Source organism: Streptomyces sp. NPDC048248 (genome assembly GCF_043201875.1).
Taxonomy (GTDB): domain Bacteria; phylum Actinomycetota; class Actinomycetes; order Streptomycetales; family Streptomycetaceae; genus Streptomyces.
This window is the reverse complement of sequence record NZ_JBICZL010000003.1, coordinates 498,437-517,872: the sequence shown is the minus strand read 5'-3', so window position 1 is coordinate 517,872 and position 19,436 is coordinate 498,437. Positions and strand designations below refer to the sequence as shown.

The following is a 19,436-nucleotide window of genomic DNA, read 5'->3' as shown; positions in this document are numbered from 1 at the left end:
TCGCCGGGCTCGCGTTACGCCCCGGCCTCGGCCTTGCCCCTGCTGCCCTTGCCGGCCGCGCCGTCGTCCTTCGCGGCCTGCTCCGCCTCGGCCTTCTTGCGGGCCTGCTCCGCCTTCGCCCGGTCGGCGATCTGCCGCTTGGCGGCCGTCGCGTAGACGTCGACGTACTCCTGGCCCGAGAGCTTCATGATCTCGTACATGACCTCGTCGGTGACCGACCGCAGGATGAAGCGGTCGCCCTCCATGCCCTGATAGCGGGTGAAGTCCAGCGGCTTGCCGATACGGATGCCCGGCCTGATCATCTTCGGCACGACCTTGCCCGGAGGCTGCACCTTCTCGGTGTCGATCATCGCGACGGGGATGACCGGGGCGCCGGTGGCCAGCGCGACCCGCGCCAGGCCGCCCGGCTTGCCGCGGTAGAGCCTGCCGTCCGGGGAGCGGGTGCCCTCCGGGTAGATGCCGAACAGCTCACCGCGCTCCAGCACCTCTATGCCGCTCTTGATCGCCGCCTCGCCCGCGCCACGGGCGCCCGAGCGGTCGACCGGCAGCTGGCCCACGCCCTTGAAGAAGGCCGCCGTCAGCTTGCCCTTGACCCCCGGGGAGGTGAAGTACTCGGCCTTCGCGATGAAGGTCACCTTGCGGTCGAGCACCGCGGGCAGGAAGAAGGAGTCCGAGAAGGACAGATGGTTGCTCGCGAGGATCGCCGGACCCTCGGCGGGGATGTTCTCGATGCCTTCCACCCAGGGGCGGAAGGCAAGCTTCAGCGACCCGCCGATGGAAAACTTCATTGCGCCGTAGATCAACCGACTGCCTCCTGTGTGTGACGCAAAGACCTTAACCTGCCCCGGTGCCGCCCTCGTCGCGACGGGGCTGCGACGGGCTGCGTGACGGTCACGGGTCGCCGGTCACCCGGGGGCCGCGAGCCGGCTCCGCCGGACCTATCCGCCCGCCGTCACTCCGCGTACCCTGAGGTAACTCGCCAGGCCCCCTCATCGATCGGAGTTCCCCGGTGCCGCTCCTTCCCGGAGCCGAACCGTTCCGCCGTGACGGCGGAGAGGTCGGCGTCCTTGTGTGCCACGGCTTCACCGGCTCCCCTCAGTCCGTACGACCCTGGGCCGAATATCTGGCCGATCGCGGGCTGACCGTCTCCCTGCCGCTGCTTCCCGGCCACGGCACCCGCTGGCAGGACATGCAGGTCACGACCTGGCAGGACTGGTACGCCGAGGTCGACCGCGAGCTGCGCGCGCTGTCCGAGCGCTGCACGAAGGTGTTCGTCTGCGGACTGTCGATGGGTGGCGCGCTGGCGCTGCGGCTGGCGGCCAAGCACGGCGACGCGATCAGCGGGCTGGCCCTGGTCAACCCGGCCAACCGGGTGCACGACAAGGCCGGCGCCCTGCTGCCGGTGCTGCGCTATGTGGTGCGGACCACCAAGGGGTTGGCCAGCGACATCGCCAAGCCGGGCGCCGCGGAGGTCGGTTACGACCGCACGCCGCTGCACGCCGCGCACTCCGTGCGCAAGTTCTTCCTCCAGGTCGACTCCGAACTCCCGCAGGTCACCCAGCCGTTGCTGGTGATGACCAGCCCGCAGGACCACGTCGTGCCGCCGGTGGACTCCGAGCGCATCCTGAGCCGGGTCTCCTCGCAGGACGTCCGGCAGAAGCTTCTGGAGCGCAGCTACCACGTCGCGACGCTGGACCACGACGCGGAGCAGATCTTCGAGGACACCTTCGCCTTCCTCGCCCGGCTCGCGCCGGAGGTGCGGGCGGGCGCGATCGAGGAGGGGACGGCGGCCAGTGGTGGAGCGTAGCCCCCGCGACCCCCGGGACCCGCTGGACGAAGAGGCCGCGTGGGCGGAGATCGTCGCGGGCTACGGCGAGGAGCCGCAGTTCCCGGCGGCGGACGACGGCCGGGACGACCAGGACCGTCCTGACGACCGGGCCGACGGCTCCGACGCGGCCGGATCGCCCGACGACGGCGCCACGGCCCGGCCCGCGGGCTCCGCGGGCCCGGCCGGCATCCCGGCTGTCCCGGGAGCCCTGGATCTGACGAAGCCGGACACGAGCACCACGGGCACGGACGCTCCGGCGACCGAGGGCGCAGGATCCGGTGATGCCGCGGAGGGCAGCAGCGGCACGGACGGGAAACGCCCGGAGCGCGGCACCCCCGGCGGCCCGGCCGGTGACGCCGTGGGCAGCTTCGTCGTTTACGCGCCGGGCGTCGGGCCCCGCGACTGGGACGCCGCGCAGTCGTCCGAGGACGACTTCGACGAGTCGGACGAGGGGCACTTCACCCCGCCCGAGCCGCCTCCGCTGCCCGAGGCCGACGTGACCACCAAGTTCGCCTGGATCGCGGTGCTCGGCGGGCCGCTGCTGCTGGTGCTGATGGTGCTGTTCCAGCAGCCGGTGACGTGGTGGATCTCGGTCCTCGGCATCGGCGGCTTCCTCGGCGGTTTCGCCACCCTGGTGGCCCGTATGAAGCACGACGACGAGGACGACGACGGGATGACGGGCGGCGGCGCGGTGGTGTGAGCGGGCCGGCCCGCGGCGCTCAGGCGCCGGTGGGCACCCGCAGGGCCGCCAGCACCGGCAGGTGGTCGGTGGCCGCGCGGAGGTCCGCCTCTCGCACGCCCGGCAGGCCGTGCGGCACCCCGCAGCCCAGGACCTCGATGCCGTCGGTGGTGAACACCGCGTCGATGCGCTGGTGCGGATCGCCCGGCGTCGAGGTGTATTCCCCGCCCCACGGCTTCGCCGCCCAGGCGTCGGTCAGCGCCCCCGCCAGCCGCTGGAAGCTGCGGCCACGGGGCCGGTCGTTGAGGTCCCCGGCGGCGACGGCGTACGGCACGTCCCAGCCCGCCAGCCGATCCAGCAGCAGTCCGGCCTGCGCGTAGCGCTCCGCCGCGGCGAGGCTGAGGTGACAGCTGAGCACCCCGAGCCGGGCGCCGCCGATGCGGACCACGGCGGTGGCGAAACCGCGCTGGTGCAGGCCGGGCGTGCGGGGCAGCAGGATGTCCTCGGTGCGCTCCACATGGGCGCGCAGCGAGGACAGGATCATCGGGCCCGCGGTGGTGCCACCGCCGGTGACGTAGACCAGGCCGCAGGAGCGGGCCAGCCGCTCCGCGGCCTTGCGCCAGCGGAAGAACCGCGGCGCCTCCTGGATGAGCACGAGATCGGGGGCGCAGGCCCGGATGACCCGGGTCAGCGCCGCCCGATCGTCGCGCAACGAGCGGATGTTGTAGCTGAGCACACGGACGATCGCGGAGTTCTCCTCCGTGCCGGACGCGGGGAGTCCGGGCCGCTCAGCCACCATCGCGGTCAGCCCTGCCGTGCCAGATCGGCGGCACCGACCAGACCGGCCTTGCCGCCGAGCTGGGCGGCGAGCACCTGGGCGTGCGGCCGCCACTGATTGCCGACCAGCCAGCGGCGGAAGGACTTGCGGATCGGGCCGAGGACCAGCTCGCCCTCGTCCGAGACGCCGCCGCCGACGATGAAGGCGGACGGGTCGAAGAGCGAGGCGAGGTCGGCCAGGCCCGCGCCGGCCCAACGGGCCAGTTCGCGGAACGAGTCGATGGCGACCGGGTCGCCCTGCCGGGCCGCCTCGCTGATGTGCCGGCCCTCGATGCCCTCGGACGTGCCGTCGCCGAGCGAGAGGAGCACAGCGGCGTTCTCGGGGGTGGCGAAGGCACGCTGGCGGGCGTAGCGCAGCAGGGCGCGGCCGGAGGCGTACTGCTCCCAGCAGCCCTGACTGCCGCAGCCGCAGAGCAGTCCGTCGGGGACGACCCGGATGTGGCCGAACTCCGCGGCGACGCCGAAGCGGCCGCGGCGCAGCTTGTTGCCGATGATGATGCCGCCGCCCAGGCCCGTGCCGAGGGTGATGCAGATGACGTCGCTGTGGCCCTGGCCCGCGCCGAACTTGTACTCGCCCCAAGCCGCGGCGTTGGCGTCGTTCTCGACGACGACGGGGAGGCCGACGCGCTGTTCGACCCTGTCCTTGAGCGGCTCGTGGCGCCAGTCGATGTTCGGGGCGAAGAGGACCGTGGCCCGCTTCTCGTCGACGTAGCCGGCGGCACCGATACCGACCGCCTCGATCTGGTGGCCGGAGCCGACCCGGCGGACGGCGTCCGCGATGGCTTCCGTCAGCTCGTCGGTGGCCTGCGGAGTCGGCACCTTGCACGTCTCCAGGATCGAGCCCTCTTCGTCGACCACGCCGGCCGCGATCTTCGTGCCGCCGATGTCAACGCCGATGGTGAGTCCCATGTGTCCCTCAGTTATTCGCTCGAACCCCGCCGGGAACCACCGTACCGGAGGTCACGCCGGCGTCCCGGCCCATGAGCCTTCAGGAGCAGGTCAGTCGAGATCGATCCGCTCGGTGCCGGTGGGGCCGTCGTCGTCGCGCGGGTCGTCGCCGCGGGTGGCCTTGCCGGGGGTGCCGGGCCGGTCGTCGAGGTCGTCGCGGGTCCAGCGGCGCTCGCTGCCCTCGACGGCCGAGCGGTAGGCGGCGAGCAGCTCGGAGCCGGCCGCCGCGAGGTGGTCGAAGATCTCCGGGTTGCGCTCGACGACCGGCTCGACCGCGGCCTTGGCCTGCTTCAGCAGCTGGTTGACCGCGCCCTGCGCGGCGATCCCGCCGAGAGCGCCGGGCAGCTGGATGCCGGCGAGCTTGTCGGTCACGGCGTCGGCGAGCTTGCGCAGCTCCTCCGCCGCGCTGCCGGGCTGCGACCCGAATTCGGTACGGCGTCGCGCCTTCTCGGCCGCGAGGTCCTCGGCGCACGCCCTCTCCCAGGCGTCGGCGTCGGGCTCGGCGGCCGTGTGGTCGGCGGGGCGCTCGGTGGCATCACTCATGACGATCTCCGTGGACTCCTGCGGCGCGGCGGGTGCGGCGACGGTTGGGGCGGACTGCGGAGCGGGACTCACCCTCGACGGTACCCGAACGGCGGGAGGACGTTCAGTGGCTCTGCGGCCACAGACCGGGGTCGGGGGTGAAGCGGATCTCCAGCACGCCGTCCCGGAGTCCGGCGCCGGAGACGGTGCAGCGGCGCAGTGCGGAGGGGAGCGTCCGGATGCGGCGGAAGCGCCCGGCGCTGACGACGATCTCGTCGCCGCGCCGCACCAGGCCGAGGCTGTCCCGCTCGGCGCCGGGCAGCGGCACGCGCCAGACCAGGATGCCGTCGTCCGCCAGGCGGTCCTCGACGGTCCAGGGGTCGAGGTTCCCGGCGGCCGGTCGGACCTCGCCGATCTCGCCGGCAGGGCCGTCGATCAGCTCGTCGAGTTCCTCGGTGCCCTGCGGGTCGCGGCCCAGGTGCGGCACTTCGTGCAGCGGCAGGTCGGGGAACTCCTCGCGCAGCGCCTTGAGGGCGCTCTGCTGGCTGCCGGAGAGCCCGGCGAGGAAGGGGTCGGCGGAGCCGGTGGGCAGCAGCCGGTTGACGAGAATGCCGTCGGTGCGGCGGCCGTGCAGCGCGAGCCCGGCGCGCAGCGGGCGCAGGTTCGCGGCGGCGACCGGGCCGGCCTCGGTGACCAGGCGTACGGACGTGCCGGGGTCGTCGATCACCCGCTGGACGGCGGCGAGTTCGCCCTCCCAGCGCTCGGCGGCCTCGTACAGCTTCTGGGCCGGCATCGGCACGCCGGCGAGCTGGGCGAGCACCGGGCGCAGCGCGCGGGCGGCCTGGCGCTCGGGCGGCAGCAGGCGGCGGAGGTAGCGGCGTACCTGCGCGGGCAGCGCGAGCAGCTGGATCGTCTCGGCGGCCGGGGGCATGTCGACGACGACGGTGTCCCAGTCGTCCGATTCGTGCTCCACGCGCAGGGCGTGCAGCAGCGCGAACGCCTCGGAGCCGGGGAGTTCGGTGAGTTCGTCCTCTTCGAGGGGGGCCGCGCCGAGCAGGTCCAGGGCGGCTCCGGCGCGGTCCTGGAAGGCCAGGAACTCCTGGCGGAAGCGGTCGGCGGGGTCGATCCGGCGGGCGTGCAGACCGTGGGCGATCTCGGTGGCCCTGTCGGCGGCGAGGCGGCAGCCGAGCACCGCCTCCGGCGCGGCACTCCCGGTCGCGAGCAGCAGGACGCGCACTCCCCGCCGGGCACCTGCCAGGGCGGTGGCGGCGGCGAGCGTGGTGCGGCCCGCGCCGCCGGGGCCTGTGACGAGGACGGTGCGCACGTTCAGAGCTTCTTGGCCTCGTCGGCGGGCGCCTCGGGGCCGCTCTCGACGCGCTTCTTCAGTCCGGCCAGGGCGCGGTCGATGATGACCTTCTCGGCCTTGCGCTTGATCATGCCGAGCATCGGGATCTTGACGTCGACGGTGAGCTGGTACGTCACCTCGGTGCCGGCGCCGCCGTCGCGCGGGGCGAGGCGGTAGGAGCCGTCGAGGGCGCGCAGCATCTGCGACTTGACCAGTGACCAGCTGACCTCGTTCTCGCCGGTCCAGGTGTAGGCGAGGGTGTGGTCGTCCTTGATCGCGCCGGCGTCGAGCAGCAGGCGCACCTGCTCGGCGCGGCCCTGGGCGTCCTTGGCCAGCACCTCTGCCTCTTTGACCTCTCCGGTCCACTCCGGATAGCGGTCGAAGTCGGCGATCACTCCCATCACCTCGGCGGGTGCCGCCGCGATCGTGATGCTAGAGCTGGTGTGTTCGGCCATCGCCGTGACTCCTCCATGCCGATTCATGCCGGTCCGCCGACACGCGTCAAACTCGGTGTCTCTGCTGCTGAAGGCTACCGCGCGGGGAAAGGGCGGCGGACACCAGCAGGCCCCGCGCGACCGGGCCGTCGACTACCGGCCACCCCTCGCGGTGCCCGGGGCGGACCGCCCCCCGCTCGCGCCGCCCGGTTCACCACTCCAGGACGTACGGCGTCCCGGTCGCGTTGAAGTGCCCGACGTTGACGCATTCCGTCCCCCCGATGCGGACCCGGCGGGCCAGCGGCTGATGGACGTGACCGAAGAGGGAGTAGCGGGGGCGGGTGGTGCGGATGGCGTGCAGGAGCGCGGCACTGCCGCGCTCGAAGCGGCGGGCGACGGTGTCGTAGCAGAGCTCCGGGACGTCCGGCGGGATGTGGGTGCACAGCACGTCCACCTCGCCGACCGCCTCGATCTTGGCGGCGTACTCCTCGTCGCTGATCTCGTAGGGGGTGCGCATCGGCGTGGTCAGACCGCCGCCGACGAAGCCGAAGACCCGGCCGCCGATCTCCACCCGCTCGCCGTCGAGGACCGTGGTGCCGGGCCGGGCGTACTCGGGCCACAGGCGCGGGATGTCGACGTTGCCGTAGGTGGCGTAGGTGGGGGTGGGCAGCGCGGCGAAGAGGTCGGCGTACTGCTTGCGGACCGCCTCCTCGATAACCGACTCCCGGCTCGCGCCGTCGCGGTCCAGCTCGCCCCAGAGCCGGCGGCCCAGCTCGCGGGCCTCCTCGAAGCGGCGGGCGGTGCGCAGTTGGACCAGGGCGTGGGCGTTGTCCACACCGAAGAGGTCGGGGAAGATGCCGCGCGAGTGGTCGGCGTAATCGAGGAAGAGAACGAGGTCACCGAGGCAGACCACCGCGTCGGCTCCGGTGCCGGCCTCGGCGAGGTCCCGGCTGTTCCCGTGTACGTCACTGACCACATGCACGCGCATGGCGCCACCCTAGAGGGCCCCGGCCGCTGCCGGGAGAGGTCCTGGACCTGCGGTTACTTTCGGGTCACCAAGGGCCTGGTCTAGTCTTCGCGGTGCAGTCCGAAGGCGTGTCCCCAAGCGTGTGACGCATAAAACATCTGGGCGTGACCCCCTATCCCTGGAGCAATACCGGTGGGTAACGTCCGGGCAGTCCGATCCCCCTTGCATGATCATGGACCGCAGCCGGTGTACACACAGCGTCGTGGCGCCGGCGCCAATGAGGAGCAGCAGTCTTGCGCGAGTTCAGCCTTCCGGCCCTGTACGAGGTCCCCGCGGACGGCAATCTGACGGATCTCATCCGCCGAAATGCCGCGCAGCACCCGGATGTTGCGGTCATGGCACGCAAGGTGAACGGTGTGTGGCAGGACGTCACCGCCACCACCTTCCTCGCCGAGGTCCGTGCCGCGGCCAAGGGCCTGATGGCCTCCGGCGTCCAGCCCGGTGACCGGGTGGGCCTGATGTCCCGCACCCGCTACGAGTGGACACTGCTGGACTTCGCCATCTGGAGCGCGGGCGCGATCACCGTCCCGGTCTACGAGACCAGCTCCGCCGAGCAGATCCAGTGGATACTCGGCGACTCGGGCGCGGTGGCCTGCCTGGTGGAGTCCCCCGCGCACGAGGCCGCGGTCGAGTCGGTCCGCGACCGGCTGCCCGGCCTGGAGAACATCTGGCAGATCGAGCGGGACGCCATCGCACGGCTGCGGGCCGCGGGTGACGGCATCGCCGACGAGGAGGTGGACGCGCGCAGCGCCCTCGCCGACGCCGACTCCCCCGCCACCATCGTCTACACCTCCGGCACCACCGGCCGCCCCAAGGGCTGTGTGCTCTCCCACCGCAGCTTCTTCGCCGAGTGCGGCAACATCGTCGAGCGGCTGCGCCCGCTGTTCCGCACCGGCGATTCCTCGGTGCTCCTCTTCCTCCCCATCGCGCACGTCTTCGGCCGCCTGGTGCAGGTCGCCTCGGTGATGGCCCCCATCAAGCTGGGGCACGCACCGGACATCAAGCACCTCACCGACGATCTCGCCTCCTTCCGGCCGACGATGGTGCTGGGCGTTCCGCGGGTCTTCGAGAAGGTCTACAACTCGGCGCGCGCCAAGGCCCAGGCCGACGGCAAGGGCAAGATCTTCGACAAGGCGGCGGACACCGCGATCGCCTACAGCCGTGCGCTGGAGACCCCCGAGGGCCCGGCGTTCGGCCTGAAGGTCAAGTACAAGGTCTTCGACCGGCTGGTCTACGGCAGGCTGCGCGCCGTCCTCGGCGGCCGCGCCACGCACGCCATCTCCGGCGGTGCCCCGCTCGGTGAGCGCCTGGGCCACTTCTTCCGCGGCATCGGCTTCACGGCGCTGGAGGGCTACGGCCTGACGGAGTCCTGTGCGGCCACCGCCTTCAACCCGTGGGACCGGCAGAAGATCGGCACCGTCGGCCAGCCGCTGCCCGGCTCCGTGGTGCGGATCGCCGACGACGGCGAGGTGCTGCTGCACGGCGAGCACCTGTTCTCGGGGTACTGGAACAACGAGACGGCGACCCAGGAGGCCCTGTCCGACGGCTGGTTCCACACCGGCGACATCGGCACCCTCGACGAGGACGGCTACCTCGCCATCACCGGCCGCAAGAAGGAGATCCTGGTCACCGCGGGCGGCAAGAACGTCGCACCGGCCGTGATCGAGGACCGTATCCGGGCGCACGCCCTGATCGCCGAGTGCATGGTCGTCGGCGACGGCCGGCCGTTCATCGGCGCGTTGGTCACCCTCGACGAGGAGTTCCTGCCCCACTGGGCCGAGGAGCACGGCCACCCGGCCGATGTGACGCCGGCCCAGGTCGCCTCGGACCCGGAGCTGTTGGCCGCGGTGCAGCGCGCGATCGACGACGGCAACTCCGCGGTCTCCAAGGCCGAGTCGGTGCGCAAGTTCAGCGTGCTGCCGACCCAGTTCACCGAGGAGTCCGGCCATGTCACGCCGTCGCTGAAGCTCAAGCGGAACGTCGTGGCGAAGGACTTCTCCGAGGACATCGAGGCGCTCTACCGCGGCTGAAGCGGTCGTTGCGTACGGCCCACCGGACCGGTGGGACCGGGTGGACCGGTACGGCCGCAGGGGCCGCACCGGTCGGGGCTCGCTACAGCAGCTCCTTGAGGCGCTCCGCGAGCAGGTCCCAGCGCCATTTCTCCTCCACCCACGCGCGGCCGCGCTCGCCCATCCTGTGCCGCAGCTCCGGGTCGCGGAGCAGGGCGACGAGCCGTTCGGCCGCGGCGGCCGGCGAGCCGCCGGGCACCACCCAGCCGGTCTCGCCGTCCAGCACCGCGTCCGGTGCGCCGCCCGAGTCGCCCGCCACCACGGGCAGCCCGGTGGCGGACGCCTCCAGGTAGACGATGCCCAGCCCCTCGACGTCGAGCCCGCCGCGTCGGGTGCGGCACGGCATCGCGAAGACATCGCCCGCGCCGTAGTGCGCCGGCAGCTCCTCCCAGGGCACGGCGCCCGTGAAGCGCACCGCGTCGCCCACGCACTTCTCGCGGGCCAGCGCCCGCAGTTCCTTGTCGTACGGGCCGCCGCCGACGATCAGCAGCACCGCGTCGGGCACCTCGGCCAGGATCGCGGGCATCGCCTCGATGAGCGTGTCCTGTCCCTTGCGGGGCACCAGGCGGGAGACGCACACCACGACCGGCCGGCCGGCGAGCCCGAGGCGGGCGCGGACCGCCTCGCCGCCCGAGCCGGGGTGGAAGGTCTTCTCGTCCACGCCCGGCGGGAGCTGCACCATCCGCGCGGCGGCCTCGTCGGAGAGCGCGCCGGCGATCCGCGAGCGGGTGTACTCACCGAGGTAGGTGAGGGTGTCGGTGCCCTCGCCGATCCGGCGCAGCAGCTGCCGGGCGGCCGGCAGCTGCGCCCAGCCCGCCTCATGGCCGTGGGTGGTCGCCACGATGCGCCGGGCGCCGGCCGAGCGGAGCGCGGGCGCCATCAGCCCCAGGGGCGCCGCCGCACCGAACCACACCGAGGAGCAGCCGTGCTCGCGCAGCAGCGCGGTGGCCCGCCGGGTCACCCGCGGGGTGGGCAGCAGCATCGTCGTACGGTCGCGGATCACCGGGAACGGCTGCTCCGCGTCGAAGGCGGCGGTGGCCTCGGTGCCTTCCCTGCCGCGCTTCCAGGTCGAGGCGTACACGACGACCTGGGTGGGGTCGAGGCGCAGCGCCATGCTGTGCAGGAAGGCCTGGATGCCGCCGGGACGGGGCGGGAAGTCGTTCGTGACGATCAAGGTCTTGTGCACGATGGTCTCTCGGCGGTCGGGGCGGCGGGCGGTCCGCGCAGGCGGGCCCGGCGGGTCGGGGCCGACAGTACCGCTTGGCCCACGGACGACGGCGGGCCGCCTGCCCGCTGCGGGAGGGGCGTCCCCGCCACGCCGGGCATCTGTTCTACGGTCGTGACCGGCCACTACCGGCATCATGCAGTCAGGCGGGACCAGTGATCCATCATGCAGTCGGCGGCGCCGGCGGCCACCGGCGGACGACCGGCGAGGTGACGATGACCAGCACCAGCACCAGCACCGGGCCGCGACGGCGGTGGCTCCCGATCCTGGCCTGGGCCGTGACCCGCGCCGTGCTCCTGCTGTGCGCCGAGAAGGTGCTGGTGCTGCCGGGCCCGGATGTCACCAGCGATATCAGCGTGATCTACCGGGGCTGGTTCGAGGTCCTCAAGACCGGCACCTTCCCGCTGGACGACGTCACCTGGCAGTACCCGCCGGCCGCCGCCCTGGCGGTGCTGGGCCCCGGACTGCTGCCCTTCCTCGACTACACCTCCGCCTTCTTCGTCCTGGTCCTCCTCGCCGACGCCGCGGCCCTCGCGCTCTTCCTGCGCGCGGGCCGGCGCCCCGGCAACCGGCAGCTCGGCGCCTGGGTCTGGATCGCAGGGGTCGCGCTGCTCGGGCCGACCGCCTATGCGCGCTACGACCTGATGGTCACGGCCGTCGCCGTCGCGGGCCTCTTCGCGGCGGCCCGGCGGCCCCGGGTGGCGGGAGCGCTCATCGCGTTCGGCGCCCTGCTGAAGGCGTGGCCGGTGCTGCTCCTGACCGGCGCGGCGGTGCGCGGCCGGCGGGCGCGGTCCCTGTGGGTGGCCGCGGCCGGCACCGCGGCAGCGGTGACCCTCGCGTTCGTCAGCGCCGCTCCCGGCGCGCTCGCCTTCCTGACCTTCCAGCGGGACCGCGGTACGGAGATCGAGTCGCTCGGTGCGCTGGTCTTCCATGTGGCCCGGCACTTCGGGTGGAGCGGCGAGGTGCTGCTGAACTACGGCTCGGTGGAGTTCCTCGGACCGGGGGTCGCGTTCGTCAGCACCCTCGCCCAGCTGCTGACCGCGGCGGCCCTGGGCTGGCTGCTGCTGTGGCGGCTGCGTGCCCGGGAGTTCACCGCCGCGACGCTCGCCGACGCCGCCTTCACCGCCACGCTGCTGTTCACGACCACCAGCCGGGTGATCAGCCCGCAGTACCTGCTCTGGCTGGTGGGCCTCGCGGCGGTGTGCATGACCGCGCGGGCGAGCCGACAGGCGCTGCCCGCCGGTCTGGTGCTCCTGGCCACCGGTGTCACGCTGCTGGAGTTCCCCGTCTGGTTCGGCCATGTCGTGGCGAGCGACTGGCAGGGCGTCGGTGTGCTCCTGCTCCGCAACGCCCTGCTGGTCGCCGCCTCGCTGATCGCCTGCCGTCGGCTGTGGGTGTCGACGCGCGCCGGTGGGCGGGCCGCGCCCGCGAAGGACACCCCGCCGGCCGAGGAAGCGACCGCGTCCGGCGGCCGGGCGGACGCGGACAGCTGTGCGTCAGGTGCCTGTCGACCGTCGCCCGCCGCGGGCGGCGCCGACCCGCCCCGGACCGCCCGGACGAGCTGAGAAGCGCGGCGGCTGCGGGCGGCTCAGCGCAGCTGCCCCTTCACGTACGCCCGCCACCGCACCGTGAACTCCGCCAGCCCGACGCCCAGTTGGGAGCGCATGGCGCGGTCGAGACGGTCGGCACGAGCCGGCTGCCGCTTGCCGTCACCGGTCTCGGGGGACGCGCCGGCGGCGGGCCCTTCCGTCGCCGGCGCCTGGGTCGCCTCGATCGGGGCGGCCGCGCCCCCGGCGACGGCACTCCGGCTCCGGCCCACCTCCCGGTAGAAGCCGATGAGCTTCTTCTCTCCCCATTTGTCGGCGATCATCCGGCAGGCCAGCCAGCCGCCCTCGTAGGCCTTCGCCAGCCGGTCAGCGCCGGCTTCGAAGCCGAAGTCGTCATCGGTGGGCAGCCGGGCGGGGATCTTGCCGGTCGCGACGGCACGGGAGAGCTCGGGTGCGGCGGTGGCGGCCTTGCGGCGCGTGCCGCGGTAGGCGACCCAGTCGGCGAGGCCCTCGGAGAGCCACAGCGGGGTGGTCTGCGTGGTGACCGTGCGGGTGGCGACATGGGTGGTCTCGTGGGTGAGGACGACCGCACGGCCGAGGTCGTTGAGTTCCTCGTAGGCCTCCGGGTTGACGATCACCCGGTCCGCGGGGGCGCTGGTGGAGGCGCTCGCCTCCCCGGTCGTGACGGCCGCGATCTCCTCGTATCCGGACGGATCGTCGCTGCCCAGCAGCTGCGCCATCCCCACGACCGAGTCCGGGGCCTCCACCACCACCTTGCGCGACCACTTCCCCCGCCAGGCGGCGGAGACCGCGGGCACCGCCGCGTCGACCCGGTCCGCCAGCTCGCGCAGCCGCCGCGGCTCGGCGGCGCCGCCGAGGACCAGGCTGTGCCGGCCGTGGACGATGCGTACCGGTCCCTGGTCCCACAGCTGACGGGGGCCGGTCCGCCCGGCCGCCGCGCCGTCGGTGTCCGACGAGATCCGCCAGCGGCCCTCACGCTCGCTCAGCGTGAGGTACTGGAAGGAGGCGACCGGCACGGTGTCGTAGCCCTTCAGGCGGTAGCTCAGCCGCACCTTCGCGGCCAGCCGCTCGCCGGTGCCGCCCGCCGGGAGCGGGAAGTCGCCGGTCGAGACGAGCTCGTAGTGCCAGTCGGCGAGCGGTACCGAGCCGAGGTTGCCGAACAACTGTCGCTGCCGTGAGCGGTAGGTGGTGGCCTGCGGGTCGACGGACTCCAGGAACGCGTCGGCGTCCCGGCCCTCGACGGCCCGCGCCCGGGCGTCGAGCATCCGCTGGACGTCCGGGAAGCGGTCACGCGAGGCCGGCGCCGGCGCGCAGCCGAGGAGCTGGGCGAGGACCGCGAGCAGCACCGCGGCGCAGCCCGCCGCCACCGCTCGCGGCCGCGTCCGTATCGCCCGCTGACCTGACATGCGGCCGATCGTATGTGCGGCCGGGCCGGGGCAACACCGCGGGGGATCCGCCTCAGGGCCGGGTGATGGAGGAGATCGGCATCATTCCGACCGGGTCGTAGCGCACCCGCGCGCCGGGGTAGGGCGCGTGCACGACCTGGCCGTTGCCGACATACATCCCGACGTGGCTGGCGTCCGAGCGGTAGACGACCAGGTCTCCCGGCTGTGCCTCGCCCAGCGACACCTGCCGCCCGGCGCCCCGCTGCCCCTGCGACGTCCGCGGAATGGAGACGCCGGCCCGGCCGTAGGCCCATTGGGTGAGTCCGGAGCAGTCGAAGGCCGAGGGACCCGAGCCTCCCCAGGAGTACGGGGAGCCCACCGCGGCCCGCGCCGCGGCGACCGCCGCTGCGGCGCGCCCCGAGGACGGCAGGGCCTCCGAGAGATCCGGGAGGGTCCCGTCCCGCCCGAGGGCCCTGGAAGCCCGGTCGTAGGCCGCGCGCACGTCCGCGGGAAGCCCGTTCAGCATCCGCCGCGCGGCGGCGAGCTTGCCCTGCACGGCCTTCTTGTGACGCGCGACCGCCTTGCGGCCGGCCTCCAGATCGGCCAGCCGGGCGACGGTCTCCCGGCGCTGCTGTTCCAGGGCCCGCTGGGCCACCTGGAGTTCGTGCAGCTCCCCGGCCTGGGTGCGGTGCAGCCGGTCGAGCGCGGAGGCCTTCTCCAGATACCGGTCCGGCCCTTCGGAGAGCAGCAGCTGCAGGGTGGGGTCGATGCCGCCGGCCCGGTACTGAGCGGCGGCCAGCACGCCGAGCCGGCCGCGCATCCGGTTGACCCGCTCCTGGGCACGGGCGGTGCGGTCCTGCAGGTTCGTCACCTGGACGCGGAGGCTGCGGGCCCGCTCGTGGGCGCCGTTGTACTTCTCGGTGGCGCGCTCCGCCTGCTCGTAGAGCTCGGTGAGCCGCGAGGCCGAGGCCGCCGAGTCGCGCCCGGCGGGGTTGTCAGCGGGGTCGGCGACGGCCGGTGTCGAGGTGAGCGCCGCGGCGGCGGTCGCCAGGGCGGCCGACAGGACGGTGACACCGGTGAGGGTGACGGGGCCGGGCTGCGAGGTACGGCGATGGGACACCACGAGGGCCGCACTCCTTCCGTGTGCAGCCCCTGCCGCCCGGAGGGCGGTCGGTGACCGGCAGCTGCGAGGGCAGACAGTAACCGCGCCGGTCCACACCGGCCAAAGAACTCCGCCCGTACGCAAAACGCCGCCCCGCCGGTGACTGTGCAGGTCACCGGCGGGGCGGCAAGTCAGCGGCGCAGGCCGCAATTCGCCCGTTCGGGCGGCAGAACGGGGCGGTTCAAACGCGGACCCCGAACATGAACGGCATGTTGTTGATCGACTCGTAGCGCACGGCCGCGCCCGGCTTGGGGGCGTGCAGGACCTGGCCGTTGCCGGCGTACAGGCCGATGTGGTGCAGGTCGCCGTAGAACAGCACCAGGTCGCCCGGCTTGAGTGCGTCCTGCCCCTGGATCCGGGTGCCGGCGTTGGCCTGCTCCTGGGAGGTACGCGGCAGGGACTGGCCGGCCTGCTGGTAGGCCCAGGAGGTCAGGCCCGAGCAGTCGAACGAGGACGGGCCGGTGGCGCCCCAGACGTAGGGCGAGCCTATCTTCGCCTGGGCGGCGGACAGGGCGGCCGCACCCCGCTGCGAGGCGGGTACGTCGCTGCCGAGGTCGATCCGGGAGTTGCTGCGGTTGGCGCGGTCCTCCTTGGCCTGCAGCGCGGCGCGCTCCTTGGCCGTGAGGGTGTTGAGCAGCTCCTGCGCCTTGCCGAGCTTGCCCTTGATCTCGTCCTTCTTGTCACCGAGCGCCTTGCGGGTCTCGGTGAGGTCCTCGATCTTGCTCGCGGCCTCGGCGCGCGCCTGGGCGAGCCGGCGCTGCTTGTCCGCGATGGTCTTCAGCTGGTCGGCCTGCTTGCCGCTCAACTGGTCGAGGGTGGCGGCCTTCTCGAGGTAGGAGTCCGGGTCGCCGGAGAGGAAGAGCTGGACGGAGGGGTCGATGCTGCCGCTGCGGTACTGGCCGGAGGCGACGGCGCCCAGGCCCTTGCGCATCTGGTTCAGCTCGCCCTGGCCGCGGGCGACCTTGTCCTGGAGGCTCTCGACCTCCTTCTGGAGCTTCTCCTGGTCTTCCTTGACGCCGTTGTACTTCTCGGTGGCCTGCTCCGCCTGCTCGTAGAGCTTGTCGACCTCGGCCTTGACGTCCTTCTTCGTCTGCTGCGGATCGGCCTGGGCGGCCTGCGACGAGAGGGCGACGGCCGCGGCCGCGGTCGCGGTCAGCACGGTCACACGAGTACGGCTCGGCTGCTTGGGTCGACGGTGGGACGCCACGAAGGCGAGCTCCTTCTTCCTCCAGCCGCCTACCGGGAAGTGGGGGGGGTGAGACCCCGGCTCCGCGTGAACGCTGCGGACTCGGCGGTTCCTTCACTGTTCATCCCGGTTGGATGATCACCTGCATGAAGGTTCGAGGCCTGACCTTAGTAACCGAGTTGTGATCGCTTCAAATCCTCACGGGAAAAAACTGCGTCACACGCCCAAGCTTTACCAACATCACACGGGCAGTAATGGGCATTTGACGCTCAGATACCGTCCGCGGCGATTCTCCCGCCGGTTTCCCGCCGGATTCCGCCCGGCTCAGGTCCGCGCAAGTCGCTTGAGAAGCAAGGCCGATGCGACCGGCCGGGCGCCGGCCTTCGCCACGCCGTCGGCCACTTCCCGGTCGGTGGAGACCACGACGACCGGGCGGCCGGGCGGTTCGGCCCTTACGAGCTGACGAATCAACTCATCGGCCGTTACGCCCGGTTTGCTGAACAGCACCCGCACCCCGCGCGGCGGCGCGAGCAGCACCGGCGCCGCCAGTTCCGCACCGTCGAAGACGCAGGTCATCTCCGCGCCGGTCTGCGCCGCGAGCACGGCGAGCCCGCCCAGCAGCCGCAGCCGCTGCTTGTCCAACGGCATCGTCGGATAGCCGGTCTTGGTGACGTTGTAGCCGTCGACCACCAAGTGCGCCTGCGGCAGGGCCAGAAGCTGGTCGAGCAGCGCCGGGTCCATGTCCGAAAGCGCCCGGGTTGCGACGTCCTTCGGTGTCATCTGGCCCGGCGCCACCGCCTCGACGGTGTCGGCAGGGTGAACGCTGGCGGGTGGCAGCGCAAGCTCGCGGCGCAGTCCCTGAGCCGCGTCCAGCACCGTGTCGAGCAGCAGCCGCAGCCGCATGTCCTCGACGCTGCGCCCCTCTCGGGCGGCCCGCCTGCTGGTCTCCAAGGACGCCTCGGTCTCGGCGATCCGGGCCTTGAGCCGGCGCAGCTCGCTGTCCGCAGCGGTCTTCTCGGTGGCCGCCTGGGACCGCCCGGCCTCCAGCGCGGCCTCGGCCTTGCGTACCGCCGCCTCGCCGCGCTTGACGTCGCTCAGCGCGCTGCGCAGCTTGCGCTGGAGGGACTCGTTCTCCTTGCGGGCGGTGTCGAGGTCCACCCGGATCCGGTCGGCTTCCGCACGGGCTTCGGTACGGGCCTGCGACAGCTCCTCGCGGAGCCTGGCCAGCTCCCGCTCGGCCTCCTCGCCGGCCCGCTCGGCACTGGCCCGCTGGGCCTCCTCGCCGGCCGCCGCGACGAGCTTGACCCAGCCGTCGGGGCGCAGGACGTAGGCCGCCGCCGCGACATCCAGCGGGTCGGCGGCGGCGGGCGGGGTGCCGTGGTCGAGGGCCGCGGCCAGCTCCGGCTGGGCCTCGCGGAGCTTGCCGGCGATGCGTTGCCGGAAGACCGCGTCGCTCTCCAGCGCAGCGGCCATCGCGTTACCGGCGAACTTGGCGCGGCGGGAGGGCGTGAAGCGGGCGTACTGCCGCAGCGGCGGCGGGAGTTCGGAGACGGTCAGGCCGCCGAACGAGTCCGCGGTGAGCGCCACCACACGGCGCCGGACGCCCTCGGGCAGCGGGCGGTCCAGCACGTCGTCGGCCGCACCCTCGGATGCGGCGGCACGCTCCGCCCCCGGCTCCCCTTCTGGACGCTCCACCACGGCTGCATCGCTCCGATCTCAGGCGCTCGCGCCCGGCCGGTCCACCAGCTCGATCTGGTCGACCGCGTTGCACCAGCGGCAGCGCACGGACTCGATGTTCTCACTCAGGACCTCGCGCTCCTCCACCTTCGGCTCCCCGGCCAGGTCGAGGTGGAGGTACTCCACCACCTTGGACTGGCGGGTCACATCGAAACGCGTGAGGTTGCCGCACAGCGTGCAGCGCCACCGGGTCTCGGCCGTCGGCAGGGGAACAGCCATCGTGTCGTCCTCTTTCGTGCTCGTCGTGCTCGTGCAGTTGTGCGGTTTCACGCGGTGCGCCGTCGGACTGCGGAAGTACGCAAAGTACTGCCTGTAACCCTACGGCCTGACGGGGGGCCGGTGCGGGTCCGCCCAGGAGCCGGGACGCGGCGAGGCACTCTGTCCCGATTGCCCGCATTGCGCCATGATCACTTCATGACGGCCCCGTCTCTGTTCCCCGGTGTCCCCCGGCCCCCGCACCCGGCCAGGTCCCTCGCCGTGGTGTTCTCGCGGGTGACGAACGTGCTGATCGGCCTGTGCTGCACGGTCTTCGTGATCGGCCCGGTCTCCGGCCTCAATCGGATGTACGGCACGGGCGACGCCCTGCTGCAGGCCCAGACCGCCTACTTCGAGCGCTGGGGCGTGATCCCCGTCGACCTGTGGAGCGGCTCGGTCGCCGTGCTCGCCACCCCGCTCAGCGCGCTGTTCGTCCACGGCAGCTGGCTGCACCTGCTGGGCAACATGCTGTTCCTGTACGTCTTCGGCGGGATGACCGAGGCGCGGATGGGCCGACTGCCGTTCGCCGTCTTCTACATCGCCACCGGCTATCTGGCACTTCTCGGCTACGCGGCCGCGCACGCGACGTCCGCCCAGACCCTGGTGGGCGCGTCCGGCTCGATCTCCGGGGTCCTCGGCGCCTTTCTGTACCTCTTCCCCAAGGCCCGGGTGACCAGCCTCTTCCCGTTCCTGTTCTTCCTGCCGCTGCGCTTCCCCGCCTGGATCGTGCTGCTCTTCTGGTTCGGCCTGCAGTGGCAGGCCGCGCGCCACGATCCCGGCGGCCCCGGGGTCGCCTACCTCGCCCATGTGGTGGGGTTCGCGCTCGGGTTCCTGTACGCATGGGTGCGCTACGGGAGGGATAGTGTGGAGGCCACCCGGGGGAACGAACCGGCGACCGAGGGAGAGAGCCAGCCGTGATCACGTCGATCGTGCTCATCAAGACCAGCGTGGACCAGATCCCGGAGATCGCCGAGAAGATCGCCGCGCTGGAAGGTGTCAGCGAGGTCTACTCCGTCACCGGTGCGCACGACCTGATCGCGATGGTGCGGGTGGCCGCCCACGACGACCTCGCCGATGTCATCCCCGGCCGGATCAGCAAGGTGCCCGGCGTCGCCTCCACCGAGACGCACATCGCCTTCCGCACCTACTCCCAGCACGACCTCGAAGCGGCCTTCGCCATCGGCCTGGACGCGTAGCAGGCGCGTCCGAAGGCCGGCGGCGAAGACCGC

19 protein-coding genes are annotated in these 19,436 nt (G+C 72.7%); 6 read left to right on the top strand and 13 right to left on the bottom strand.

The genetic code is table 11. The annotated features are described in order from the left end of the window. Nucleotides 1–14: 14 nt before the first annotated feature. A complete protein-coding gene (locus ACGFZW_RS08350) occupies nt 15–788 on the bottom strand; it encodes a lysophospholipid acyltransferase family protein (protein WP_393892246.1) in 774 nt (257 codons plus the stop codon). A gap of 221 nt (nt 789–1,009) precedes the next feature. On the opposite strand from ACGFZW_RS08350, the gene ACGFZW_RS08345 reads away from it, so the two are divergent. After that, on the top strand, nt 1,010–1,807 hold the full coding sequence (locus tag ACGFZW_RS08345) for an alpha/beta hydrolase (RefSeq protein WP_393892245.1): 798 nt from the start codon (nt 1,010–1,012) through the stop codon (nt 1,805–1,807). Further along, nucleotides 1,794–2,528 (top strand): hypothetical protein, encoded by a 735-nt coding sequence (locus ACGFZW_RS08340; protein WP_393892244.1) that lies wholly within the window; start codon nt 1,794–1,796, stop codon nt 2,526–2,528. The genes ACGFZW_RS08345 and ACGFZW_RS08340 overlap by 14 nt, the downstream gene beginning before the upstream one ends. Nucleotides 2,529–2,547: 19 nt before the next feature. On the opposite strand, the gene ACGFZW_RS08335 is transcribed toward ACGFZW_RS08340, so the two are convergent. The 6 genes from ACGFZW_RS08335 to ACGFZW_RS08310 form a co-directional block, all read right to left on the bottom strand. Beyond that, nucleotides 2,548–3,306 (bottom strand): endonuclease/exonuclease/phosphatase family protein, encoded by a 759-nt coding sequence (locus ACGFZW_RS08335; RefSeq protein WP_393892243.1) that lies wholly within the window; start codon nt 3,304–3,306, stop codon nt 2,548–2,550. A gap of 5 nt (nt 3,307–3,311) precedes the next feature. After that, on the bottom strand, nt 3,312–4,253 hold the full coding sequence (locus ACGFZW_RS08330; RefSeq protein ID WP_393892242.1) for an ROK family glucokinase: 942 nt from the start codon (nt 4,251–4,253) through the stop codon (nt 3,312–3,314). 90 nt (nt 4,254–4,343) lie between these two features. Beyond that, nucleotides 4,344–4,835: a DUF5304 domain-containing protein gene (locus tag ACGFZW_RS08325; RefSeq protein ID WP_393892241.1), complete on the bottom strand. Its 492-nt coding sequence runs from the start codon at nt 4,833–4,835 to the stop codon at nt 4,344–4,346. A gap of 103 nt (nt 4,836–4,938) precedes the next feature. Then, nucleotides 4,939–6,138, bottom strand: a complete 1,200-nt coding sequence (locus ACGFZW_RS08320) for an ArsA family ATPase (protein ID WP_393892240.1) — start codon at nt 6,136–6,138, stop codon at nt 4,939–4,941. Between the two features lie 2 nt (nt 6,139–6,140). Beyond that, nucleotides 6,141–6,614 (bottom strand): SRPBCC family protein, encoded by a 474-nt coding sequence (locus ACGFZW_RS08315; RefSeq protein ID WP_393892239.1) that lies wholly within the window; start codon nt 6,612–6,614, stop codon nt 6,141–6,143. A gap of 190 nt (nt 6,615–6,804) precedes the next feature. Beyond that, nucleotides 6,805–7,581 (bottom strand): metallophosphoesterase, encoded by a 777-nt coding sequence (locus ACGFZW_RS08310; protein WP_393892238.1) that lies wholly within the window; start codon nt 7,579–7,581, stop codon nt 6,805–6,807. A gap of 272 nt (nt 7,582–7,853) precedes the next feature. On the opposite strand from ACGFZW_RS08310, the gene ACGFZW_RS08305 reads away from it, so the two are divergent. After that, nucleotides 7,854–9,650, top strand: coding sequence for an AMP-dependent synthetase/ligase (locus tag ACGFZW_RS08305; protein ID WP_393892237.1), 1,797 nt, complete (start codon nt 7,854–7,856; stop codon nt 9,648–9,650). A gap of 82 nt (nt 9,651–9,732) precedes the next feature. Here ACGFZW_RS08305 and ACGFZW_RS08300 read toward each other — a convergent pair whose 3' ends face one another. Then, a complete protein-coding gene (locus ACGFZW_RS08300) occupies nt 9,733–10,875 on the bottom strand; it encodes a glycosyltransferase family 4 protein (RefSeq protein ID WP_393892236.1) in 1,143 nt (380 codons plus the stop codon). A gap of 254 nt (nt 10,876–11,129) precedes the next feature. On the opposite strand from ACGFZW_RS08300, the gene ACGFZW_RS08295 reads away from it, so the two are divergent. Continuing rightward, a complete protein-coding gene (locus ACGFZW_RS08295; RefSeq protein ID WP_393892235.1) occupies nt 11,130–12,479 on the top strand; it encodes a glycosyltransferase 87 family protein in 1,350 nt (449 codons plus the stop codon). A 23-nt stretch (nt 12,480–12,502) separates the two neighbouring features. Here the strand turns inward: ACGFZW_RS08295 and ACGFZW_RS08290 are convergent, their stop codons facing one another. From ACGFZW_RS08290 to ACGFZW_RS08270, 5 genes are all read right to left on the bottom strand, one after another. Further along, on the bottom strand, nt 12,503–13,888 hold the full coding sequence (locus ACGFZW_RS08290) for a hypothetical protein (protein ID WP_393892234.1): 1,386 nt from the start codon (nt 13,886–13,888) through the stop codon (nt 12,503–12,505). A 52-nt stretch (nt 13,889–13,940) separates the two neighbouring features. Continuing rightward, on the bottom strand, nt 13,941–14,990 hold the full coding sequence (locus ACGFZW_RS08285; RefSeq protein ID WP_393892233.1) for an NlpC/P60 family protein: 1,050 nt from the start codon (nt 14,988–14,990) through the stop codon (nt 13,941–13,943). Nucleotides 14,991–15,210: 220 nt separating this feature from the next. Next, entirely contained in the window at nt 15,211–16,236 is a 1,026-nt protein-coding gene (locus ACGFZW_RS08280; RefSeq protein WP_393892232.1) for an NlpC/P60 family protein, read from the bottom strand. A gap of 303 nt (nt 16,237–16,539) precedes the next feature. Then, the gene (locus ACGFZW_RS08275; RefSeq protein ID WP_393892231.1) at nt 16,540–17,913 is read right to left on the bottom strand and encodes an NYN domain-containing protein; all 1,374 of its coding nucleotides are present in this window, start codon (nt 17,911–17,913) and stop codon (nt 16,540–16,542) included. A gap of 18 nt (nt 17,914–17,931) precedes the next feature. Beyond that, nucleotides 17,932–18,171 (bottom strand): hypothetical protein, encoded by a 240-nt coding sequence (locus ACGFZW_RS08270; protein ID WP_393892230.1) that lies wholly within the window; start codon nt 18,169–18,171, stop codon nt 17,932–17,934. A 195-nt stretch (nt 18,172–18,366) separates the two neighbouring features. Here ACGFZW_RS08270 and ACGFZW_RS08265 point away from each other — a divergent pair, with 195 nt between their 5' ends. Both ACGFZW_RS08265 and ACGFZW_RS08260 read left to right on the top strand, forming a co-directional pair. Further along, nucleotides 18,367–19,125 (top strand): rhomboid family intramembrane serine protease, encoded by a 759-nt coding sequence (locus ACGFZW_RS08265; protein ID WP_393892229.1) that lies wholly within the window; start codon nt 18,367–18,369, stop codon nt 19,123–19,125. Continuing rightward, complete coding sequence (locus ACGFZW_RS08260; RefSeq protein WP_136741556.1) at nt 19,122–19,403, top strand: Lrp/AsnC family transcriptional regulator; 282 nt, start codon at nt 19,122–19,124, stop codon at nt 19,401–19,403. The genes ACGFZW_RS08265 and ACGFZW_RS08260 overlap by 4 nt, the downstream gene beginning before the upstream one ends. Nucleotides 19,404–19,436 lie beyond the last annotated feature (33 nt).